Source organism: Leisingera sp. F5 (assembly GCF_001593695.1).
Genome location: NZ_LUKH01000025.1, coordinates 20,510 through 40,702, shown reverse-complemented (window position 1 = coordinate 40,702; position 20,193 = coordinate 20,510). Strand labels below are relative to the sequence as shown.

Genomic DNA, 20,193 nt, shown 5'->3' with positions numbered 1-20,193 from the left:
GGGATCAGGGCAGCAGGAAGGCGCTGCCCTCATGCGCCTTGGCCGCCTTACGCTTGGCAGGCCCGCTGCCGCCTGTGATCAGCTTCCGCCGCAGCCAACCCGAGAACCAGTCCATCAGCATCACCATCAGGATGATCAGCGTGATGTAATAAGCCACCTCCTCCCAGTCCTTCTGGGTGATGATCGCCTGGGTCAGCAGCAGGCCGATGCCGCCGCCGGTGATCGCACCGATGATGGTGGCAGAGCGGGTGTTGGATTCCAGAAAATACAGCAGCTGGCTCAGCAGCACCGGGGTGATCTGCGGGATCACTCCGAACCGGTAACGCTGCAGCGGTTTGGCGCCGGTGGAGGCAACACCCTCAATCTGCTTCCGGTCGACATTCTCCAGCGCTTCCGAGAAGATCTTGCCGAATGTGCCCGTGTCTGTGACCAGGATCGCCAGCGCACCGGTCAGGGGACCAGGGCCAAAGGCACGCGCCAGCACCACGGTCCAGATCAGCGAGTCCACCCCGCGGAAGAAATCGAACAGTCGGCGCATGGTAAAGCGCAAGGCACGGAACGGCATGAAGTTCCGGGTGGCGGCAAAGGCCAGCGGCAGTGCGATGATCCCTGCGCCGATAGTGCCCAGAAACGCCATCAGCAGTGTTTCGGCAATCGCCCAGGCCACGTCCTGATGACGCCACATCTTGTTGGTCCAGAACTCTTGGAAGATCGCGCCTGCCTCGCCTGTGGCAGCACGCTGCAGCAGTTCCCCTGCCCCCTTGCCGTAATAAGGGCTGTCGAGGGTGAAAAAGAACAGCTCCCAGCCTGCGAAATAGCGGAACACTTCGGCCCGGTTGCGGGTCACGGTCAGGCGTCCGGCCCCGGTTTTGACCGCCAGCCGGTTTTTGGAAACGCTGATCCAGCCGGGCACTTCGCCTGCCGGCAGTTCGGCCTGAACGCCTGCGCTGCGGCTGGGAGTGGCGCGTACGGTGCCATAGCCGGGGATCGCGTATTCGATGATTTCCGGGCCAAAGGTGACGGTATGGCCGTCCTCAAGGTCAATCACCGTGGTCCCGCCCCCCTCGCCCAAGGCAACCCAATCCGGTGCTGTTCCATCCGGGTAGGCGCCCTTGCGTTCCCCTTCGATAGAGACCGAAACCGCGCCGTTGCGGTTGTCGCGGGTCACATGGGTCTTGTAGCTGTAACTGTCGCTGACCAGGGTTCTGGCGTTCTCAAGGCTCGCTTTCTGCCACAGCCCCAGGACATCAAAGGCCACAAAGACATAGGCCAGATAGGCCAGCACCGCGGCGGGCAGTGCAAAACCCATCAGCCGCTTCTTCAGGAACAGCCTTGAAATATCCAGCTTCAGCTCTGCCGGAGTGAGAGTGGTATCGAAAGTGGTCATGCTTTCGCTCCATGGGTCAGACGGTCGCGCAGGATGCCGGACAGCTGGTCGACGGCAACAATGGTGACAAAGAGAAGGAGGAAAATCGCAGCGGCCTCGTCATACCGCCCCTGCCCCCAGGACATGGCATTTTTCAGCTCGTAGCCGATGCCGCCTGCCCCGACAAAACCAAGAATGGCCGAGGCACGAATATTGATTTCAAACCGCAGCAGCGCGTAGCTGACGTAGTTCGGTCCGACCTGCGGGATCACCCCCAGCGTCATCCGCTGCGCCCAGGTGGCGCCGACCGATGACAGGCCTTCCACAGGTTTCAATGAAGCATTTTCGTTCACCTCGGAAAACAGCTTGCCCAGCGCGCCGGCGGTATGGATGGCGATGGCGATCATCGCAGGCACCGGACCGCCGCCAAGGACAAAGATCAGAACCAGCGCGATGACGATTTCCGGGATCGCACGGCAGATGTCACTGATCCTGCGGAACAGCGGGATCAGCGCAGGCCAGGGCGCCATGCCGCGAGTTGCCAGCAACGACAGCAGGGTTCCGAACGCCGCGCCCACAAGCGTCGAAGCCGCGGCGATGTTCAGCGTCTCAACCAGCGCCGGAAAGAAGTGCACCACATGGCCCGGCAGCTGGGCGGCCTTCTCCGACGCTTCTGCCAGCACTTCAGCGGGGTAGTCGAAGATCCGGGTGAACCCATCGGCAAAAGAGCCGGCATTGCGCGCATCCGCGGTGCGGAACCCCGCCGCCATCAGCGCCACAAAAATGGCCAGCAGTATGCCGCCGTACAGCCGCTTGCGCTGGGTATGGGCGGTGTATTGCTGCCGGATGTCCTCGATGCCCGGCCGGGCGGCTGTCAGATCTGCCATGTAAGGGTCCTGGTTTTGAAGGGATGGCGAATGCAGGCGCCATCAAGAAAATTGCGGGGCTCAGGGGAAAATCCGGACCCCGCAGAGCGCAATATCAAAGGTACTTGGCTGAAATTACTGAGACTTCAGCTTACGGGCTTCGATAATCACCTCGTAGGCGTCATGGGTGATCGGCATCAGGCCTTTCGATTCACCGCCAAGCACGTTGTACATGCAGTCCGGATCGATTGAGTTCATCGAGGCCAGCAGGCCGGTCATCTTGACCTTCACATCCGCAGGCAATTCGGTGCGCAGCACAAACGGACCCTCCGGGATCGGCGCGGACTTCCAGATTTCGACCAGATCGTTCATGTCCACCAGGCCCGCATCCACCGCGCGACGCAGGGCGCCGGAATTGTAGCCGTCTTCCCATTCGCCCAGACCATCAGCCCAGCTTACACCGCCGGCAACGTCGCCATTGGCCACGGCAACAATGGTCTGCTCATGACCGCCGGTGAATTTCACTTCACCAAAGTAATCACCCGAGTCCATGGTGGCGCCTGTCACTTGCGGGATTTCGATCGACGGGATCAGGTAGCCCGAGGTGGAGTTCGGATCGCCAAAGCCAAAGGACTTGCCCTTCAGGTCTTCCAGCGAAGCGACGCCGCTGTCCTTGCGCGCAAAGCCAACCGAATAGTAGCCGAAACCGCCGTCCGCATTGACCTTGACCAAAACCGGCTCAACCGCTTCGGGGTTGGACAGATAGGTCTTGGCATAACCCGATGCGCCCAGCCAGGCCATGTCGATGGTGCCGCCCAGCAGACCCTGGATCACACCGTTATAATCGGCAGGTGCAAACAGTTTGGTTTCAACGCCCAGCAGCTCTTCGGTCTGTTCACGCAGGCATTCCTGTTTGCTCAGACGGTCCTGCGCGTTTTCTCCGCCCAGGATGCCGATGCGGAATTCCTTGATTTCCTCTGCCGCAACGGGGGCAGTCAGCACGGTGGTTGCCAAAACGGCAGCAAGCAGTTTCTTCATCTCATGTCTCTCCGGTTGGTCAATCCCCGACGAGCAGCCCGCGGGGTCGGTAAAAGAAGTTCGGGGTTACTCGGCGGGAATGGCGGCGCGCATTGCATCTGCCCGTTCCAAAGTCTCGATCTCGGTTGAGGTGGCCGCCTCGGAGAATTCATCCCCGGCGCCATAGATCTCGCGGGCGACGCCGGTGGTCAGCTGCTCGGGCAGCCCGTCAAAGACAATGCGCCCGTCGCGCATTCCAACAACCCGGTCGCAATAGCGGCGCGCGGTATCCAGCGTGTGCAGGTTGGCAATCACCGTGCGTCCGTCTTCCTCATGGATACGGCGCAGCGCCTCCATCACGGTCTGGGCGTTCATCGGGTCAAGCGAGGCAATCGGTTCATCCGCCAGAATGATCTTGGGGTCCTGCATCAGCGCACGGGCAATCGCCACCCGCTGCTGCTGGCCGCCCGACAGCGCCTCGGCGCGTTTGGCAGCATGTTCGGCAATGCCAAGACGGTCCAGGATGTCGATTGCCTTGTGAATGTCCTCCATCGGGTAGAGGTTGAACAGCGTCGCCATCACGTTGCGCCGGTTCAGCGTGCCGTGCAGCACGTTGGAGACAACATCCATCCGCGGCACCAGATTGAACTGCTGAAAGATCATCGCGCAGTCCGATTGCCAGGCCCGCTTGTCCTTGCCGTTCAGGCCTGTGATTTCACGGTCCTGAAACAGAATGCGCCCGTCACTGGCATCTTCCAGCCGGTTGAGCATCCGCAAAAGCGTGGATTTGCCTGCACCGGAGCGGCCAATGATGCCGATCATGCAGGGCTTATCGATGTCCAGCGTGGCAGTATCCACCGCAATCTTGCCGCCGAACCGTTTTGTCAGTTTATCAATGCGCAGCACCAGGGCGCTCCCTCTTCGTTCGGGACCTGCCTAGTGCGCTTGCTCAAACCTCATGTGTCACTGCCGTGAAAGTTTTGTAACGCCGCCCCGCGCAACCCGCGGGCGTACAGCACAGGGTTACGGGCCTGCTGCGCATTCTGCCCCTGTCCCCAGAGGCCGGGACGGTCTATACGGCCATCGACTCCTCAATTCCCTTTGCAAAAGGAAGCTGCCAGATGTCCTTTGACCGCAATATCAAGATCGCGCCTTCGATCCTTTCCGCCGATTTCGCCAACTTCGGCCAGGAGATCCGGGCGATTGAGGCCCAGGGCGCCGACTGGGTGCATGTGGATGTGATGGACGGGCATTTCGTGCCGAACCTCACCTTCGGCCCGCAGGCGGTGAAGGCATTCCGCCCGCATGTGAAAACCGTGATGGACGTCCACCTGATGATCGCGCCGGTTGATCCCTATATTGACGCCTACGCAGATGCCGGCGCAGATGTGCTGACCGCCCATATCGAGGCCGGGCCGCATATCCACCGCACCCTGCAGGCGATCCGGGCGGCAGGCATGAAAGCAGGCGTCGCATTGAACCCCGGCACCCCGGCGGAAGCGGTTGCGCATCTGCTGGACCTTACCGATCTGGTCTGCGTGATGACCGTGAACCCCGGCTTTGGCGGCCAGAAGTTCATCGACATGACCGCCAAGATCCGCAGCCTGCGTTCGATGATCGGCGACCGCCCGGTGCATATCGAGATCGATGGCGGTGTGGACCCTGCCACCGCGCCGCTGGTCACCGAAGCCGGTGCCGACGTGCTGGTGGCAGGCTCTGCTGTGTTCAAGGGCGGCTCGGTCAACGATCCCGAAGTCTACGGCGAGAATATCCGCAAGATCCGTGCGGCCACCGAGGGCACCTGGACCTAAAACGCAAAGGGCAACTCCCGTCAATCGCCAGGCGCATCACAGATGCGCCGCTCTTGTTGGGCCAAGCGCCGCGCGTTCCGCGCGGCGCTTTTTCGTGATACGGCCAGTGTCTGCGCGTCCAGCCCGGCATAGCCGGGCCGCGCCCTGATGGCCCTCGACGGGCCGGAAGGGCGCCCGCCGCCCCCCGGCTTAACCGCCCTTGTTCAGGTCATCGAAGGTTTTCCCGTCCGCCACCAATTGCTCAAGCAGCGGCGCGGGCTGCCAGAAGAAATCATCCTCTGCCGCGAAAGCCCTGATATCGGCCAGAATGCCGTCCAGCCCCTGCAGATCCGCCCATTTCAGCGGCCCGCCCCAGAAACGCGGGAAACCGTAGCCGAACAGCATTACCATATCCACGTCGAGCGGGCGGCGGGCAATGCCCTCGCCCACCACTTTGGCGGCCTCGTTGACCATGGCACACATATAGCGCCGCAATACCTCCGCGTCCGGGAATTCCCGCGGGGTGACACCCTGCTCTTCCTGATCCCGGGCAATCAGCCCGGCCACCTGCGGGTTCGGCACGCCGCCGCGCTTGCCTTCCTCGTAGATGTAAAAGCCTTTGCCGGTCTTCTGGCCGAAATCGCCGCCCTCGCAGAGCATTTCATAGAACCGCGGCACCCGTTCGCGCGGATCCCGTGCCGGCGCGCGTCGCTTGCGGGCAGCCCAGTTGATGTCCAGGCCCGCCAGATCGCCCATTGCAAACGGCCCCATCGGGAAGCCGAACCCGGTTACAACATTATCCACCTGATAGGGTGAGGCACCGTCCAAAACCACATATTCCGCGGCCTTGCGATAGGCGTTCATGATCCGGTTGCCGATGAACCCGTCGCAAATGCCCGAGCGCACCGCAACTTTCTTCAGCCGCTTGCCAAGGGCAAAACCGGTCGCCAGCACCTCTGGCGCGGTATCCTTTGCCACCACAACTTCCAGCAGCTTCATCACATGCGCAGGCGAGAAGAAATGCAGCCCGATCACTTCCTGCGGCCGGGAGGTCGAGGCGGCAATCTCGTCCACATCCAAATAAGAAGTGTTTGTCGCCAGCACCGCGCCCGGTTTGCAATGGGCATCCAGCTTGCCAAATACCTCGCGCTTGACGGCCATGTCCTCAAACACCGCTTCAACCACCAGATCCGCTTCTGCCAGCGCAGCATAATCTGTGGACACTGTCAGCCCGTCGCCGGTCAGTTGATCATATTGCGCGTTAGTGATCTTGCCGCGTTTCAGGGCGCCCTTCAGGTTGCCTTCAATCCGGCCGCGTGCCGCAGCCGTGGCGTCATCAGTCATTTCAATCAGAACCACCGGCAGACCCGCCAGCAATGCCGCAGTGGCGATCCCCGCCCCCATGGTGCCGCCGCCGATCACCCCCATCGAGGCCACCTCGCGGTGCTCAATCCCTTCCAGCTCCGGCAGTTTGCTGACCGCGCGCTCCGAGAAGAAGGCATGGATCAGCCCCTGCCGCTGGTCAGAGCCCATCAGCTCCGTGAACAGCGCGCGCTCACGCTGGAGGCCCGCCTCAAAACTCTCAGCCTCAGCCGCCGCCTGCACCGCCCGCACAGCCGTGGCCGGAGACAGCTGGCCGCGGCTCTTTTTCAGCGTGGTTGCATAGGCAGCATCAAAATCCATCGCCTCCGGCGCGGGCATCTCGCCAACGGCCCGGCGCGGGGTGCCCAGCTGCAGCAGCTCTTGCACGTAAGCAAGGCCGATCCCGCGCGGATCGCCGTCTTCGATCTTGTCGATTATTCCCTTTTCCAGCGCCTCCGCCGCGCTGACGTGGCGGCCGGAGGTGATCATCTCCAGCGCCGCTTCGGTCCCCGCCAGACGCGGCAGCCGCTGGGTGCCGCCCGCACCGGGCAGAATGCCCAGATTCACTTCCGGCAACCCCATCTTGGCCGATGGCACCGCAATCCGGTAATGCGAGGCCAAGGCCACCTCCAGCCCGCCCCCCAGTGCCGTGCCATGCAATGCAGAGACCACGATCAGCGGTGAGGCCTCGATCCGGCTGCACAGCCCCGGCAGATAGGGGGCCTGCGGCGGTTTGCCGAACTCGCGGATATCAGCACCGGCAAAATAGGTCCTGCCCGCGCCATAGATCAGCACCGCCTTGGCGCCCTCAGTCTCAGCGCGTTCAATCCCAGCCAGCAGCCCTTTGCGCACCTCAATACCCAGCGCGTTCACAGGCGGGTTCTGCGCCTTCAAGACTGCAATCTCGCCCACGCGCTCATATGCAATGGCTTCACTCATCCGGTCTTCCTCTCTCTTCCGCGGCGGCAGCGGCTGCGCCCGGCTCCCAACAGATTAGGCACAGCAACCGGACCGCCGCAAAGCCCCAATGACCGCAGAAGACACGCAAACCCCTCGTCGCGGGGCTCACAGCTTCCGGCGGCCTATCATGCCAGCAGTTGCGTAACAGAAAACGAGGGGAATGGAAACTTTTTGAAACATCTTGTCCGGCAGCACTTCCGCCAGGCACATCAGCCGGGATTCACCACCCCGCTAGAGATCCAGCCATCCAGGATTTCCAATGCCTTGGCTGAAAATTCAGCGTCATTGATGTGGCAGTCCAGCTCGTGAAGTTCGGCAGTCTCCGGGCAGCAGACCCGCATTTCATCGCAAAAGGCAGCCAACCCCTCCCCATCACGCAAAGGGGCACCGGGGCGGTCCCATTCATTGCAACCGCCAACGGGCAACAGCACCGCAACAGGGGCCTTGGCAGTGGCCAGTTTACCGCAAATCGCCTGCGCCACCTGCCGCCGCTCAGCGGCGACCAGCATCGCAGAGGCGAGCAGCCGGTTGTGGGCATGTGTTTCCCGCCCCCTCAACTGCGCAGGGGGCTCCTGCCAGCCGACAAAATCCACCAGATCATAACAGCCCGGCGCCACCAGCTGCGGCATGCCGGACCTACCGGCATTGGTCATACGGTCTGCCCCCGCCGACAGCCCGCCGAACAAGTGGTTCGACACTTCCTGCGGTGCAAAATCCATCACCGCAGCAAAGGCGCCCTCTGCCGCCAGGCTTTCAAACGCCCGCCCGCCCATGCCGGTTGCGTGAAACACCGCAACCTCGAACCCGCGCGCTTCCAGCGCCGGTTTCAGCGTCACCATGTAGCGCAGCACCGTCTTGCCGAACGACGTCATGCCGATCAGCGGCCGGTCCCGCTTGGGCGGCTCCACCGACCGTGCTGCGCCCAGAACCGCACCAGCAGCCTGCGACAGGGACGCTTTGCAGATCGAGTTCAACCCGTAAAGCCCGCCGGCCCAGAGGATCATCTGCACATCCGCCGGGATCCGCTCGGGCGGCATCAGCGGTGAAAATGCGACAGTTGAGACGATGTATTTGGACACCCCCACAGGCAGCGCCGCACACATATCCAGCGCCAGGTCGGTGCCCATGGTGCCGCCCAGAACGATCACGCCGTCAATGCTGCCAGCGCGGTACAGCTCCAGCGCCTTGGCCGCGGCACCTGCACCCATGATCTGCATGGCAGTGTTTTCATCGCCAGTGCCGATCGCCACCCGGATAGAGCTGCCGCCGGCCTCTGCCACATCATGCTTGCTGACATCGGCGGGCTGACTGGGATCCCCCAGCACGCTCACATCCATCGTCAGCACATTGCCGCCCTGCCCGCGGATCACCTCCGCCAGATAGCTCAGTTCATCGTCTTTAGTGTCGTACGTTCCGGCAACCAGTATGGTCTTATCTGCCACTGGTATTTCTCCCCTAGTCTCGCTTGTTGCCTGCGTTCTGCAAGCCCGCAGGCCTTCATCTTTTCAATAACACTCCCGCCGGAGGCTGCAGGTTTTGCCCCGCAAAACCTGCATCACAACTGAATCCAGGCAGTTTTCAAATCGGTGTATTTGTCCAGCGCGTGCAGCGACTTGTCATGGCCGTTGCCTGATTGGCCGACCCCGCCCAACGGCACCGTATTGTCCGAACCGCCATAGGTGTTCACATGTACGATCCCGGCACGGATGCCTGCAACCATCCGGTGTGTGCGGGACAGGTTTTCAGTCCACACTGCAGCCGCCAGGCCAAAGGCAGTACCATTGGCCAGGCCCAGCGCCTTCTCTTCTGTATCGAACTTCGTGACCGCCAGCACCGGCCCGAAAACCTCGCGCTGGAACAACGCATGATCCTGCGCAACACCGGTGACAATCGCCGGTGCCATATAGGTGCCGCCGGTTTCCTCCAAGATGCGTTGCCCGCCGGTGATGACTTGCCCGCCCTCAGCCCGTGCCATATCCATGAAGGACAGGTTCCGGCGCAGTTGGTCTTCTGAGTTCACCGCACCGATCTGCGTGTTCAGATCCAGAGGATCGCCGACCCGCAGCGCCTCTGCCTCGGCCTGCAGCATTTCGACAAACTCGTCGTGAACCGGCGCCTCAACCAGCAGGCGGGAGCCCGCGATGCAGACCTGCCCGGAATTGCGAAAGATGCCCGCGGCAGACACTTTGGCCGCCTTGGCCAGATCCGGCGCATCCGCAAAGACGATATTCGGGGACTTGCCGCCCAGCTCCAGATAGCAGCGTTTGAGGTTGGAGCGCGCCGAGGCCTCCAGCAGTTTGCGTCCAGTGGCGCCCGAGCCGGTGAATGCCAGCACATCGACATCCATCGAGGCGGCCAGCGCCGCGCCGGTTTCGGCGCCTGAACCGGTTACCACATTCAACACCCCGTCCGGCAGGCCGCATTCCGAGCAGATCTCTGCCAGCCGCAGCAGCGACAGCGAGGCAGTTTCGGCCGGTTTCAGCACCACCGAATTGCCCATCGCCAGCGCTGGCGCCAGCTTCCACGCACCAATCATCAGCGGGAAGTTCCAGGGCACTATGGCGCCCACCACGCCAACCGGCATCCGGTGCACCAGCCCCAGCATATCCGGCGCAGTCGGCGCGACCTCGCCCGCTACTTTGTCCAGCGCCTCGGCGTAATAGCGGAACGTGCCTGCAGCCGATCCCGGCTCGGCCTTCAGCGCCATGCTGAACTCGGTGCCGTTGTCGCGAACGCCCAGCACCGCCAGCTCAACCGCTTCCGCCTGGATACGGTCCGCAATCCGGTGCAGCACCTGTTTGCGTGCGGCGGGGGACTGTCCCGCCCAGCGGCGGTCGCCGAATGCCCGCCGCGCCGAAGCGACAGCGTTTTCGACATCCGTTGCAGAAGCGCCCGCCAGCGTGGTCAGAACAGATCCGTCAACCGGCGAAGCAACTTCGAGTGTCTGGCCCGAACCTTCTTTCCATGATCCTTCAAGAAAGAGTTTTTGCGGCGCCACATCAAGCTGCCGAAGCTTGTCGATGCGCTGTTGGTCTGCCATTCGGCCTCCTTCAGTTCCTTGTGGTCCTTCAGCACCCGCAGGATGTGGACCGCCAGAACGATGATGATGAGTAGAAACAGGATGAACGCCACCGGGCGGTCAATGAAATCAAAGGGTTCTTTCACCCGCGCCATAGCCGCGCGCAGCTTCACCTCCATTATGCCGCCCAGGACCATGCCCAGGATGATCGGCACCGAAGGCAGCGACAGGCGTTTCAGCACATAGCCGAGGATACCAAAGGCCGCCGCCATCACGCAGTCGGTGGCGGAGTTGCGCAAGGAATAGACCCCAACGAAGCTGAGCGTCAGGATGCAGACGCCCAAAAACCGGTTGGGGATGCGCACAACCTGGATCAGCGACTTGGTAGCAAAAAGCAGGAAGACAAGAACCAGGACATTCAGCACCAGCAGTGCGAGGTACAGTGCCACGACAAAATCCATGTCGTTCTGAAACAGTCCCGGCCCTGGCACCACGTTATGCACATAGAAGACCGACAGCATCATCGCCGTCAACGCTTCTCCCGGAATGCCCAGCGCCAAGAGCGGCACCATGGCTGCAGCCGGAACCGCGTTGTTGGCAGTCTCTGCCGCGATCAGCCCTTCAGAAGACCCGTTGCCAAAGTCTTGCGGCCGTTTCGAGGTTTTCTGCGCATAGGTGTAGGACATGAACTGCGCGGTGAACTCCCCCACGCCCGGAACCATACCCATCAGCACACCGAATGTTGCTGAAACCCCCGCAACCCGAGGATGGCGCGTCAGCTCGCGCAGGCCCTGGAACATGCCGCCGCGCAGGCGGGTCATGCGCACCTTTTCGTCCTCATCCGTCAGCAGCACAAAGGCCTGCGAAATGGCAAACAGCCCCAGAACCACCACGATCAGGTTGATGCCGCCGCCCAGAAAATCCTGCCCGAAGGTATAGCGCTGGGTGTATTTCACCGGCTCCAGCCCGATGGTCTGCAGGAAAATCCCGAAACAGGCCAAGGCGCCGGCAATCAGCGCGTGGCCGCGGTGTGCAACCACCACCAGGATCAGGCCCAGAAGGGCCGCCAGGAATATCTCGCGCGAGCCGAACATTGGCGCGATCTTGGCCAGCACCGGCGCAAACAGGATCAGGCAGATGACTGAGAAGATACCGCCAAAGAAACTGGCGGAATAGGCAAGGCTCAGCGCACGCCGCGGCTCGCCCCGCGCAGTCATCGGATAGCCATCATAGGTGGTCAAAGCATTGACCGCGGTGCCGGGCGTGTTGATCAGGATCGCCGGAATGGCGCCGCCGTACATGGACGAACCGTAGATCCCCAGCAGCACCGTCAGGCCCACAATCGGATCCATCGAGAATGTCGCGGGCAGCAGGATCGCAATCGCCACCGCCGGACCGACGCCGGGAATGGCGCCGATCAGCACTCCCCCGACCGACCCCGCCAGCAGCGCCAGCGCAACGTCCCAGCGCATCAGGATGTCAATGGCAGAGAGGATTAGGTCCATGGCGGGCACTCAGAGATAGAGAATGAAGAAGCTGCGCAAACTGCCCGGCAGATACTCATAAAGCATCGCCCCCGGGATCTTGACCGACAGAACAGCCTTGAACAGCACAACAACGACCACAGCAAAGGCCGCACTGATCCACAGCATGAAGGGGCTGCGATAGCCCATCCGCCAGCTGAGCAGAGGCATGAAGGCCAGTGTCACGGGCAGGTAGCCGATGATCGGCACCAAAAGGACATAGCCCATGAACCAGCCCGCGAATTCCAGCACCTGCGCCCAGCGTTTGACTTCCCGCAGGTCATAACGGCTGACCCGCCGCCAAGGCAATTTGTACAGATGCAGCCCGCCCATCAGCACCATGCCGCCAATTGCGACAGCGGGCCAGAACCGCGGCTGGGCGAACAGCCTGGTCTTGTTGACCCAGGCGGTCTGATCTCCAATCAGAGCCAGCAGCAGCAGCGCCGCCGCCACCAGAAACAGGGCAAATACCAGCTGTCCGCGCCGCGGTCCGGCAAAGCGGTGTTCACGTTCCGAAGGCATGTGAGATGTTCTTTGTCCGCGCGATTTGAAAGGCACCGGGACCCGTCAAGGCCCCGATGCAGGGGGGAGGATTACTCCGACAGCAGGCCGCTGATGCGGGCCATGGTGCCGATATCATTGGCAACCCGTGCCGCGCTGTCGTCGGCGCTTTGCCAATAGACCAGCGCACCGGTTTCCTTGGCGACATTCTGGGCGCGTTCGCTCATCACGGCCTTTTCCGCAACCGCAATGATCTTGTCGCGCACATCCTGCGGCGTGTCCTTGGTCACAAACAGCCCGTTCCACAGGGCAATGTTCAGGCTTTCGTCCAGCTCGCCAATGGTCGGGGCATCAGGGGCCAGAGGGATGCGCTCGTCGGTGATCGAGACCAGCACCTTGACCTGATCCAGGCAGGGCAGCACCAGCTGCAGCGTGGTGTTGATCACATCCGCATCACCCGAGGCCAGCGTGTTGCAATCCAGCGCATCAAAAGCCGCGTCCGAGCCCCACTCGAAACCGGCGTTCTTGGCATAGGCCTTGGTCACCTGGGTCGGGGTCAGCACATCACCGAAATGGCCCAGCGCCACGTCGTTTTCCTTGGCATAACCCGCCAGCTCTTCCATCGTGCTGTAAGGCGCATCACCGGACGTGGCGATCACAAAGGGATAAGTCAGGAAGATCCCCAATGGGTCGAATTTCTCGGGCGTCAGCGGCGGGATGTCGATCTGGTGGCCCATCACTGGTACGCCGATCACAAAGGAGCCGACGGTGTAACCATCGCTGGGCGCGTTGGCGACTTCAATGGCGCCAGGGAACGGCCCGCCGCCGCCGCCCGGCTTGTTCACCACAGCAGCCGCAACGCCGTATTCATTCTGGAAATCCTCGGCGATCATCCGGGTCAGCACATCCTCCAGATCACCCGGCGGCCACGGCACGATGAAGTTCACCGGCTTCTCCGGATATTCGGCCTGCGCAGCAACCGCGCTCAGCCCCAGCGCCGCCGCTGCGGCTGCACTTTTCATGAGTGTCTTGAGTTTCATCGTTTTCCTCCCAGTTTTCTTCCCGGCTTCCGCCGATGGTTCGTTATTTGAACCGTTGGTTTGAATTTAGATTGACAGCCCACCCCGTTATCTGTCAACAAAATTGCATCAATGGTGCGTCTTTTTCCAAAAGCACCACCTGCCAGGATCAAACAGGGAGAACGCACAGGCGCATGGGAACGGTATCCAAAGCCTTGTCATTATTGACGCATTTCAATCACGGCCGGACCGGAATCGGGCTCAGCGACCTCACGCGCCTGTCTGGTATGAACAAGGCAACCGTCTACCGGCTGATGGGCGAACTGCAGGAATCAGGCTTTGTCGAACAGACTGATGGCGACCGCATGTACCGGCTTGGCCCCCAGGTTCTACGGCTGGCGGCGTTGCGCGAGGCGGCAGTTCCGATCCTGTCAGTCTCCCGCCGGGTGCTGCGCGATCTGAGCGAAGAGACCGGCGAGACCACTCACCTGTCACTGTTGCAGGGCAGCCAGCTGAATTCGCTGTCGCATGCCTATTCACCGCGCCACGCAACCAAGGTGATGATGGAGGACGCCGAAGTGCTGACTTTTCACGGCACCAGCTCCGGTATGGCGGTGCTGGCCTATGCCGACCCTCGTTTTGTTGACGAAGCACTGACCCAGCCGCTGCTGGCCCACACGCCTGAGACAATTACCGACCCGCAAGACATCCGCGCCCAGCTAACAGATGTCCGCAGCACCGGTATGGCCCAATCCGTCGGCGGGTTCGAGGCGGATGTGCATTCCCACGCGGTGCCGGTCTTTGGCCCCGACCGGCAGGTGATCGGCGCGCTTGCAGTGGCCGCGCCGGTCTCCCGTATGACCCCGGATCAGAAACACCGGATCCCAGCGGCCCTGCGCCGTGCGGGCGCCACGCTCACCCATCGCATCGGCGGCTCGGCACCTGCGGACTATCCGCAGGACAGCACCGCCTGACCTCCCCCACTCCGGCCCCGGTGCGGGCCGCATCCAGGAGCTGACCCCATGAAAGACTCCAATTTCCTGAAAGAACACAACGCCAGATCCCTCTGGCACCCGATGGCGCATCCCGGCGACAGCCTCGCCAATCCGCCGGCCATCATCACCTCGGCCCGGGGCGTGAAAATCACCGATATCGACGGGCATGAGGTGGTGGATGCGGTCGGCGGCCTGTGGAACGTGAACCTCGGCTTTTCCTGCCAGCCCGTGAAAGACGCGATTGCCGCGCAGCTCGATGTGCTGCCCTATTACTCCACCTTCCGCGGCACCACCAACGACCAGGTGATCCAGCTGGCCGAGGAACTGCGCAAGTTCTTCACCCCCGACGGCCTCACCCGCGCCTTCTTCACGTCGGGCGGCTCGGATTCGGTGGAAACCGCCCTGCGGCTGGCCCGCCAGTACCACAAGATCCGCGGCGAGGCCGGGCGCACCAAGTTCCTGAGCCTGAAAAAAGGCTATCACGGCACCCACATGGGCGGCGCCTCGGTCAACGGTAACGCCAATTTCCGCACCCAGTACGAGCCGCTCTTGCCCGGCTGCTTCCAGATCCCGGCGCCTTACACCTACCGTAATCCGTTCAATGAAACCGACCCCGAACGCCTCGCTCAGCTCTGCTTGCAGGCGCTTGAGGACGAAATCGCCTTCCAAGGCGCAGGCACCATTGCCGCCTTCATCATGGAACCGATCCTGGGCGCCGGCGGTGTGATTCCGCCGCATGCCAGCTTTATGCCCGGCGTGCGCGAGATTTGCTCGAAACACGGTATCCTGCTGATTGCCGATGAGGTCATTACCGCTTTCGGCCGCACCGGATCATGGACCGGATCGCGCCACTGGGGCGTGCAGCCCGATATGATGGCGACGGCCAAAGCGATCACCAATGGCTACTTCCCTTTTGGCGCCGTGATGATCGCCGATCACATGACCGAGACTTTTGAGAAGGACACTACCGGCAAAGCCGCCATCGGCCATGGCTACACCTACTCCGGCCATCCCGTAGGCGCCGCGGCAGCGCTGGCCTGCCTGCAAGAGACCCTGCGCCTGAACGTGCCCGAAAATGCCGCCGCCCGCGGCACCCAGCTCCACCAGGGCCTCCTGGAACTGCAGCGGAAGTACGAGCTGATCGGCGATGTCCGCGGCGGCCACGGATTGATGAGCGCGCTGGAGCTGGTGTCCGACCGCCCCACCAAGGCCGCGGCGGACAAAAAATCCACCGGCATACTGCAGGAAGCGGCCTATGAGGCCGGCGCGATGGTGCGGGTTTCCGGCCCCAACATCATCCTGTCACCACCACTGGTGCTGAACGAGGCCGAGGCCGCAATCATCCTCTCTGCCCTTGACGCAGGCCTTGCGGCCGTGAGCTGACACCTGCGCCAAACACGACAGCGCCGCTGACGCGGCGAGGTGGCGTGATATGGAAACGGGCGCAACTGCCGCAGCCGCGCCCGTTTCCATGCCCCTTGCAGAGTCCCCTTTAGTTAATATCAGATGAAATGAACGTAGAAATCACGCATCCCATCACCTTCCAGGTCGCGGGTCTTGCGCACTTCCTTGCGTTTCATGAAGATATGGTTGGCAACCAGCTCAGGCCCGACGGCCTCTGCCAGCACCGTATCCCGCTCCAGATCATCTGCCGCCCCTTTCAGATCAGCCGCCGTGCCTTCGCGTGCGTCAGTCCGGTCAAAGCCGTCACCGGTTTCCATTGGCGGCAGCTGATGGCTGTTCTCCACCCCAAGGCGCGCCGCCTGCAGCACCGCTGCCACTGCCGTATAAGGATTGGCCGAAGCATCCGCCATCCGGTGCTCCAGCCGCGCCTTGGCGCCGCCTTCCGCGCTGATCCGAGTGGTCACGTTGCGGTGATCCCCGCCCCAGTTCTGCCAGTATCCCGACAGCGAGCCCGGCTGCAGCCGCATATAGCTGTTGGCGGTCGGCGCAATCAGCCCCGCCAGCCCTTTGTGGTGATGCAGCAGCCCCGCCAGGCAGCCGCGCGCCAGATCGTTCATATGTTGCGGCCCGCCCCGCGGCCCTGAAGACAGCGCATTGCCGCCCGCCTCATCGGTAAAAGAGAAGTTGATGTGCATCCCCGAACCGCCGGCCTCGGCCACCGGTTTCGGCATGAACGTCAGGACAATGCCGTATTCCAGCGCCACCTCCCGCGCCATCAGGCGAAACAGCACGATGTCATCCACCGCCTTCACCGCATCATCAAAGGTCAGCGTGTATTCGAACTGCGGGCTGTCGAATTCGGCGGTGATCATGTCGAGCGAGAAGCCCATGTCATCCGCCATCGCCCAGATCCGGTCATTGAACCGCAGCGGATCGGCAAACGGCCCGGTGCCGTAAACCACCCCTCCCGGGGCATCATAGGGCATCAGCCGCCCGCGATCATCCGCCTGCAGCGCAAAGGCCTCCAGCTCAATCCCGACTTTCGGCGTCAGCCCGTGCTTCTGCCAATCTTTCACCGCCCGCTTCAGCGCCCAGCGCGGACACAGCGCCAACGGCTGCCCCTCGTCGTCATACAGGTCGCCCAACACCACCTTGGTCGAGGCATGCCAGCTGTCGCGGATATCATCATGCAGCCATTTCAGCTCCATGTCCGGCAGGCCTTGCTTGACCATCGAGCCCGGCGCATCCAGCAGGTCCCTGTCGTAATGGGTGCCAAACACCGACCGGCAGAACCGGGTCGAGTCGTCTCCGATCTTGGAATTTGGCAGGTACTTCCCCCGCATGATGCTGAGGTGATCGCAAAACATCGCGCGCAGGCGGGTCTTCATGGCTCAAGGTCCTTCGCTGTTGGTCAGTCTTCGGCATCGTTTCCCGTGCCTTGTTACTTAACATATTTAGCGGTTTTCGCAGAGTCTTTCCTGCGGCATGGCCTAGCTGCTAGGCAACCTCCACCCGCACCGGCAGCGCCTTGATCCCGCCGACAAAGTTCGAACGCAGGAATTTATGCGGCCCTGCCGGCTCGATATGCCGGATCCGCTTGGCCAGCTCCTGAAACAGCACTGTGACCTCCAGCCGCGCCAGCCACATGCCCAGGCAAACATGCGGACCGAACTGCCCGAACGACAGATGCCGGTTCGGGCTGCGGTGAAGATTCACGTGAAATGGATCCTCGAAATACCCGTCATCCCGGTTCGCCGAGGCAAACCAGTACAGCACCTTGTCGCCTTGCTGGATGGTGTTGCCGTGCATCTCGACATCCCGCGTCGCGGTACGGCGGAAATACAGCGCAGGCGTCGCCCAGCGGATGATCTCATCCGCGGCAGTCTCCCAAACCGCGCCGCCCGCTTGCATCTGCGCCAGCAGCTCCGGCTGATGGCACATCGCCTGAATGCCGGCAGCAATTGAGTAGCGCGTGGTGTCGTTGCCCGCCGCCACCAGCAGGCAGAAGAAGTTGCGGAACTCGCTCTCGGTGATGACCGAGCCATCCTTGGCCGGCTCCAGGATCAGGTTCAGCACGCCCGAGGTGTCCCCCTTTCGCGCCTTCTCCTCCATCAGCTCCTTGGCATAGACATAAAGCTCGGCACCCGCAGGCGAGTTGAAGGGCATCATTCGGAATTCATCCGTCTGCATCTTGTCCAGTACGTGAGAGGTGAAGTCCGGATCGGTATTGGCAATCAGCGCATCGCCCTTTTCCACCAGCCAAGGCAGATCCGCCTCCGGCAGACCGACGACCCGGCCCAGCATCCGCATCGGCAGCTGGCGGGCGATTTCCTTAGTGGCGTCGAACTCCCCCTTCGCCAGCGCCTGATCCAGAATATCCGCGCACAGGTCCCGGATATCCTGCTCATACTGCGCCATCGTGGTCTTGGAGAACGCCTTCAGCAACTTCATCCGCACCTTGGAATGCTCCGGCGGATCGGTCTCCTGAAAGGTGCGCCGCGCCAGGTATTCCTCATAGGACTGGTCCTCCATCCGGATCCCGCGCGCCGAGGAAAACACATCGGTGTTCTTGTTCATCACCGTGATGTCTTCATAACGGGTGACCGACCAGAAATTCTGCCCCCCCGCATACTCGGTCCAATGCAGCGGGTCCTCGCGCCGGAGCCGGGCAAAGGTGTTGTGCGGCGCGCCGCCGGCAAAAGCGTCATGGCTGCTCAGATCCGCATAGCCGTCATCGGTGGGGGTCCAAACTGTCATTGCGGGCTTCCCTAACTTGCTTGCCCATTGTATATTAATGAGCATCATAAATATGTAAACGAAAATCTTGCGAGCGTACTCATGCATTTGGCCATCCTGATGACCAACACCGACGAAAGCGAATTTGCCCAAAGACACCCCAAGGACGGCGAGAAGTTCACCCGGCTGATCCAGATGGCACGACCGGACTGGCGCACCTCGGTGTTCACCGTGAAGGATGGCGGGTTCCCGCAGGATCTGTTTGCATTCGACGGCGCCATGATCACCGGCAGCCCGGCCTCGGTCCGCTCCGGCGCCCCTTGGGTCGCGCAGCTGCTGGAGCTGATCCGCACCGCCCACGCACGCGGCTTCCCGCTGTTCGGCGCCTGTTTCGGCCATCAGGCCATCGCACTGGCCCTCGGCGGCAGCCTGGACCGCAACCCGGACGGCTGGGTGCATGGGCTGACCCGCAACCATCTGCTGACCCGGCCGGACTGGGCTGCCGCGCTGCCGAAGGAGGTGAAACTTTATGGCTCTCATTGCGAATATGTCCGCAGCCTGCCGCCTCAGGCCGTACCCTGCGCCGAAAGCCATGGCATGAATTCAGGCTTCACACTGGGCAGACACATTTTCACGACCCAGCATCACCCGGAGATGACCCACGGCTTCATCACCGCTCTGACCGATGAAATGCAGGAAAAACTTGGCCCGGACGCGCACACCCGAGCCTTGGACAGCCTAGCGGAACACTCCGATCAGCAAACCTTTACAGAAAGCCTTGCCCGCTTCTTCGAACAAGCCCCCCTGAGCTGAAAGGCCCAGCCCGGTTTCATCTTTCTGAAAATACTCCCGCCGGAGGCACGGGGCCGCAGGCCCCGTTCAGCAGCGTCTCACCCCAGTGCTGCCAGCAGATCCATCACCGTGACCTGATCGAATTGCACATGGGATATCATCGCAGCTTCCGCGCCCTCACGGTCATGGGCAACGATCAGCGCGGCAATCTCCCGGTGCTCTTTGGCAGATTGGGCAATGGCGCCGGGATAGCGGTAGCGCGCCCGGTAGTAGGCCATCAGCTTGCGTGCGTTGGTCTTGATCATCTCGACCAGAAACGGATTGCCGGAACCCTCCGCCACACAGGCATGAAAGCGCAGATTCAGTTGATAATAGCCTGCAGGATCACCATCGCCCTTTTCCACAGCATGCTTTTCGCAGGCAGCCACAACCGCCTCCAGCTCCGCCGCCCGCGCCGGAGACAGCCGCCGCGCCGCCAGCGCCGCCGCTTGCCCCTCCAGGCGGGCATGCACCTCAAGAATGGCCAGGAATTCTTCCAGCGTCGGCTTGAACAGCACTGCCCCTTTGCGCGGCAGCCGTTTAATCAGCCCAATGGCTTCCAGCTGGATAAAAGCCTCCCGGACCGGCGTGCGGGAGACTCCGTGGCGCTCCACCAGTTCGCCTTCCTCCAGCGGCGCGCCCGGCACCAGGCGGCCTGCTTCAATGTCCTCTAGGATTGCGTTCAGAATCTGCTCTGTCTGCCCAGCCATTGCGCCGCCCCTGATGCGTTTCCGGTCAATTTATGCCCGCTGCCGCGGCTTGGCAACGCGGGTTGGGGGCGCTGCCCCCGCCCTGCGGGCTCCC

The 20,193-nt window shown here is 62.2% G+C and carries 17 protein-coding genes; 4 read left to right on the top strand and 13 right to left on the bottom strand.

The annotated features are described in order from the left end of the window. Window positions 1-4: 4 nt before the first annotated feature. From phnE (A2I95_RS16995) to phnC, 4 genes are all read right to left on the bottom strand, one after another. Complete coding sequence (phnE, locus tag A2I95_RS16995; protein ID WP_291731334.1) at window positions 5-1,387, bottom strand: phosphonate ABC transporter, permease protein PhnE; 1,383 nt, start codon at window positions 1,385-1,387, stop codon at window positions 5-7. Next, entirely contained in the window at window positions 1,384-2,253 is an 870-nt protein-coding gene (phnE, locus tag A2I95_RS16990) for a phosphonate ABC transporter, permease protein PhnE (RefSeq protein WP_291731332.1), read from the bottom strand. Before phnE (A2I95_RS16990) ends, phnE (A2I95_RS16995) begins: the two co-directional genes overlap by 4 nt. Window positions 2,254-2,367: 114 nt before the next feature. Beyond that, on the bottom strand, window positions 2,368-3,270 hold the full coding sequence (phnD, locus tag A2I95_RS16985) for a phosphonate ABC transporter substrate-binding protein (RefSeq protein WP_291731329.1): 903 nt from the start codon (window positions 3,268-3,270) through the stop codon (window positions 2,368-2,370). 66 nt (window positions 3,271-3,336) lie between these two features. Beyond that, the gene (gene phnC / locus A2I95_RS16980; RefSeq protein ID WP_291731326.1) at window positions 3,337-4,155 is read right to left on the bottom strand and encodes a phosphonate ABC transporter ATP-binding protein; all 819 of its coding nucleotides are present in this window, start codon (window positions 4,153-4,155) and stop codon (window positions 3,337-3,339) included. Between the two features lie 215 nt (window positions 4,156-4,370). Here phnC and rpe point away from each other — a divergent pair, with 215 nt between their 5' ends. Beyond that, window positions 4,371-5,060, top strand: a complete 690-nt coding sequence (rpe, locus tag A2I95_RS16975) for a ribulose-phosphate 3-epimerase (protein ID WP_291731323.1) — start codon at window positions 4,371-4,373, stop codon at window positions 5,058-5,060. 189 nt (window positions 5,061-5,249) lie between these two features. Here the strand turns inward: rpe and A2I95_RS16970 are convergent, their stop codons facing one another. The 6 genes from A2I95_RS16970 to A2I95_RS16945 form a co-directional block, all read right to left on the bottom strand. After that, the gene (locus A2I95_RS16970) at window positions 5,250-7,340 is read right to left on the bottom strand and encodes a 3-hydroxyacyl-CoA dehydrogenase NAD-binding domain-containing protein (protein ID WP_291731322.1); all 2,091 of its coding nucleotides are present in this window, start codon (window positions 7,338-7,340) and stop codon (window positions 5,250-5,252) included. A 230-nt stretch (window positions 7,341-7,570) separates the two neighbouring features. Beyond that, window positions 7,571-8,803, bottom strand: a complete 1,233-nt coding sequence (locus tag A2I95_RS16965; protein WP_291731320.1) for a Tm-1-like ATP-binding domain-containing protein — start codon at window positions 8,801-8,803, stop codon at window positions 7,571-7,573. 113 nt (window positions 8,804-8,916) lie between these two features. After that, window positions 8,917-10,359 carry an aldehyde dehydrogenase family protein gene (locus A2I95_RS16960; RefSeq protein ID WP_291731393.1) on the bottom strand — a complete coding sequence of 481 codons (1,443 nt, stop codon included), beginning with the start codon at window positions 10,357-10,359 and terminating at the stop codon, window positions 8,917-8,919. After that, on the bottom strand, window positions 10,266-11,885 hold the full coding sequence (locus tag A2I95_RS16955) for a tripartite tricarboxylate transporter permease (protein WP_291731318.1): 1,620 nt from the start codon (window positions 11,883-11,885) through the stop codon (window positions 10,266-10,268). The genes A2I95_RS16960 and A2I95_RS16955 overlap by 94 nt, the downstream gene beginning before the upstream one ends. A 9-nt stretch (window positions 11,886-11,894) precedes the next feature. After that, the gene (locus A2I95_RS16950) at window positions 11,895-12,425 is read right to left on the bottom strand and encodes a tripartite tricarboxylate transporter TctB family protein (RefSeq protein WP_291731316.1); all 531 of its coding nucleotides are present in this window, start codon (window positions 12,423-12,425) and stop codon (window positions 11,895-11,897) included. 71 nt (window positions 12,426-12,496) lie between these two features. Beyond that, window positions 12,497-13,444: a tripartite tricarboxylate transporter substrate-binding protein gene (locus A2I95_RS16945; RefSeq protein ID WP_291731313.1), complete on the bottom strand. Its 948-nt coding sequence runs from the start codon at window positions 13,442-13,444 to the stop codon at window positions 12,497-12,499. Window positions 13,445-13,617: 173 nt separating this feature from the next. On the opposite strand from A2I95_RS16945, the gene A2I95_RS16940 reads away from it, so the two are divergent. Both A2I95_RS16940 and A2I95_RS16935 read left to right on the top strand, forming a co-directional pair. Next, entirely contained in the window at window positions 13,618-14,397 is a 780-nt protein-coding gene (locus tag A2I95_RS16940) for an IclR family transcriptional regulator (RefSeq protein ID WP_291731312.1), read from the top strand. A gap of 48 nt (window positions 14,398-14,445) precedes the next feature. Next, window positions 14,446-15,801, top strand: coding sequence for an aspartate aminotransferase family protein (locus tag A2I95_RS16935; RefSeq protein ID WP_291731310.1), 1,356 nt, complete (start codon window positions 14,446-14,448; stop codon window positions 15,799-15,801). Between the two features lie 119 nt (window positions 15,802-15,920). Here the strand turns inward: A2I95_RS16935 and A2I95_RS16930 are convergent, their stop codons facing one another. Both A2I95_RS16930 and A2I95_RS16925 read right to left on the bottom strand, forming a co-directional pair. Next, a complete protein-coding gene (locus A2I95_RS16930) occupies window positions 15,921-17,210 on the bottom strand; it encodes a glutamine synthetase family protein (RefSeq protein WP_291731307.1) in 1,290 nt (429 codons plus the stop codon). A 109-nt stretch (window positions 17,211-17,319) separates the two neighbouring features. After that, the gene (locus tag A2I95_RS16925; protein ID WP_291731305.1) at window positions 17,320-18,579 is read right to left on the bottom strand and encodes a cytochrome P450; all 1,260 of its coding nucleotides are present in this window, start codon (window positions 18,577-18,579) and stop codon (window positions 17,320-17,322) included. A gap of 81 nt (window positions 18,580-18,660) precedes the next feature. On the opposite strand from A2I95_RS16925, the gene A2I95_RS16920 reads away from it, so the two are divergent. After that, on the top strand, window positions 18,661-19,371 hold the full coding sequence (locus A2I95_RS16920) for a type 1 glutamine amidotransferase (protein ID WP_291731303.1): 711 nt from the start codon (window positions 18,661-18,663) through the stop codon (window positions 19,369-19,371). 77 nt (window positions 19,372-19,448) lie between these two features. Here the strand turns inward: A2I95_RS16920 and A2I95_RS16915 are convergent, their stop codons facing one another. Next, window positions 19,449-20,099, bottom strand: coding sequence for a GntR family transcriptional regulator (locus tag A2I95_RS16915; RefSeq protein ID WP_291731301.1), 651 nt, complete (start codon window positions 20,097-20,099; stop codon window positions 19,449-19,451). Between the last annotated feature and the right edge of the window lie 94 nt (window positions 20,100-20,193).

Excerpts from the sequence above, each read along its gene's own strand:
- phnE (WP_291731334.1), bottom strand. The coding sequence starts at position 1,387 with ATGACCACTTTCGATACCACTCTCACTCCGGCAGAGCTGAAGCTGGAT.
- phnE (WP_291731332.1), bottom strand. The coding sequence starts at position 2,253 with ATGGCAGATCTGACAGCCGCCCGGCCGGGCATCGAGGACATCCGGCAG.
- phnD (WP_291731329.1), bottom strand. The coding sequence starts at position 3,270 with ATGAAGAAACTGCTTGCTGCCGTTTTGGCAACCACCGTGCTGACTGCC.
- rpe (WP_291731323.1), top strand. The coding sequence starts at position 4,371 with ATGTCCTTTGACCGCAATATCAAGATCGCGCCTTCGATCCTTTCCGCC.
- A2I95_RS16970 (WP_291731322.1), bottom strand. The coding sequence starts at position 7,340 with ATGAGTGAAGCCATTGCATATGAGCGCGTGGGCGAGATTGCAGTCTTG.
- A2I95_RS16955 (WP_291731318.1), bottom strand. The coding sequence starts at position 11,885 with ATGGACCTAATCCTCTCTGCCATTGACATCCTGATGCGCTGGGACGTT.
- A2I95_RS16950 (WP_291731316.1), bottom strand. The coding sequence starts at position 12,425 with ATGCCTTCGGAACGTGAACACCGCTTTGCCGGACCGCGGCGCGGACAG.
- A2I95_RS16945 (WP_291731313.1), bottom strand. The coding sequence starts at position 13,444 with ATGAAACTCAAGACACTCATGAAAAGTGCAGCCGCAGCGGCGGCGCTG.
- A2I95_RS16940 (WP_291731312.1), top strand. The coding sequence starts at position 13,618 with ATGGGAACGGTATCCAAAGCCTTGTCATTATTGACGCATTTCAATCAC.
- A2I95_RS16935 (WP_291731310.1), top strand. The coding sequence starts at position 14,446 with ATGAAAGACTCCAATTTCCTGAAAGAACACAACGCCAGATCCCTCTGG.
- A2I95_RS16930 (WP_291731307.1), bottom strand. The coding sequence starts at position 17,210 with ATGAAGACCCGCCTGCGCGCGATGTTTTGCGATCACCTCAGCATCATG.
- A2I95_RS16925 (WP_291731305.1), bottom strand. The coding sequence starts at position 18,579 with ATGACAGTTTGGACCCCCACCGATGACGGCTATGCGGATCTGAGCAGC.
- A2I95_RS16920 (WP_291731303.1), top strand. The coding sequence starts at position 18,661 with ATGCATTTGGCCATCCTGATGACCAACACCGACGAAAGCGAATTTGCC.
- A2I95_RS16915 (WP_291731301.1), bottom strand. The coding sequence starts at position 20,099 with ATGGCTGGGCAGACAGAGCAGATTCTGAACGCAATCCTAGAGGACATT.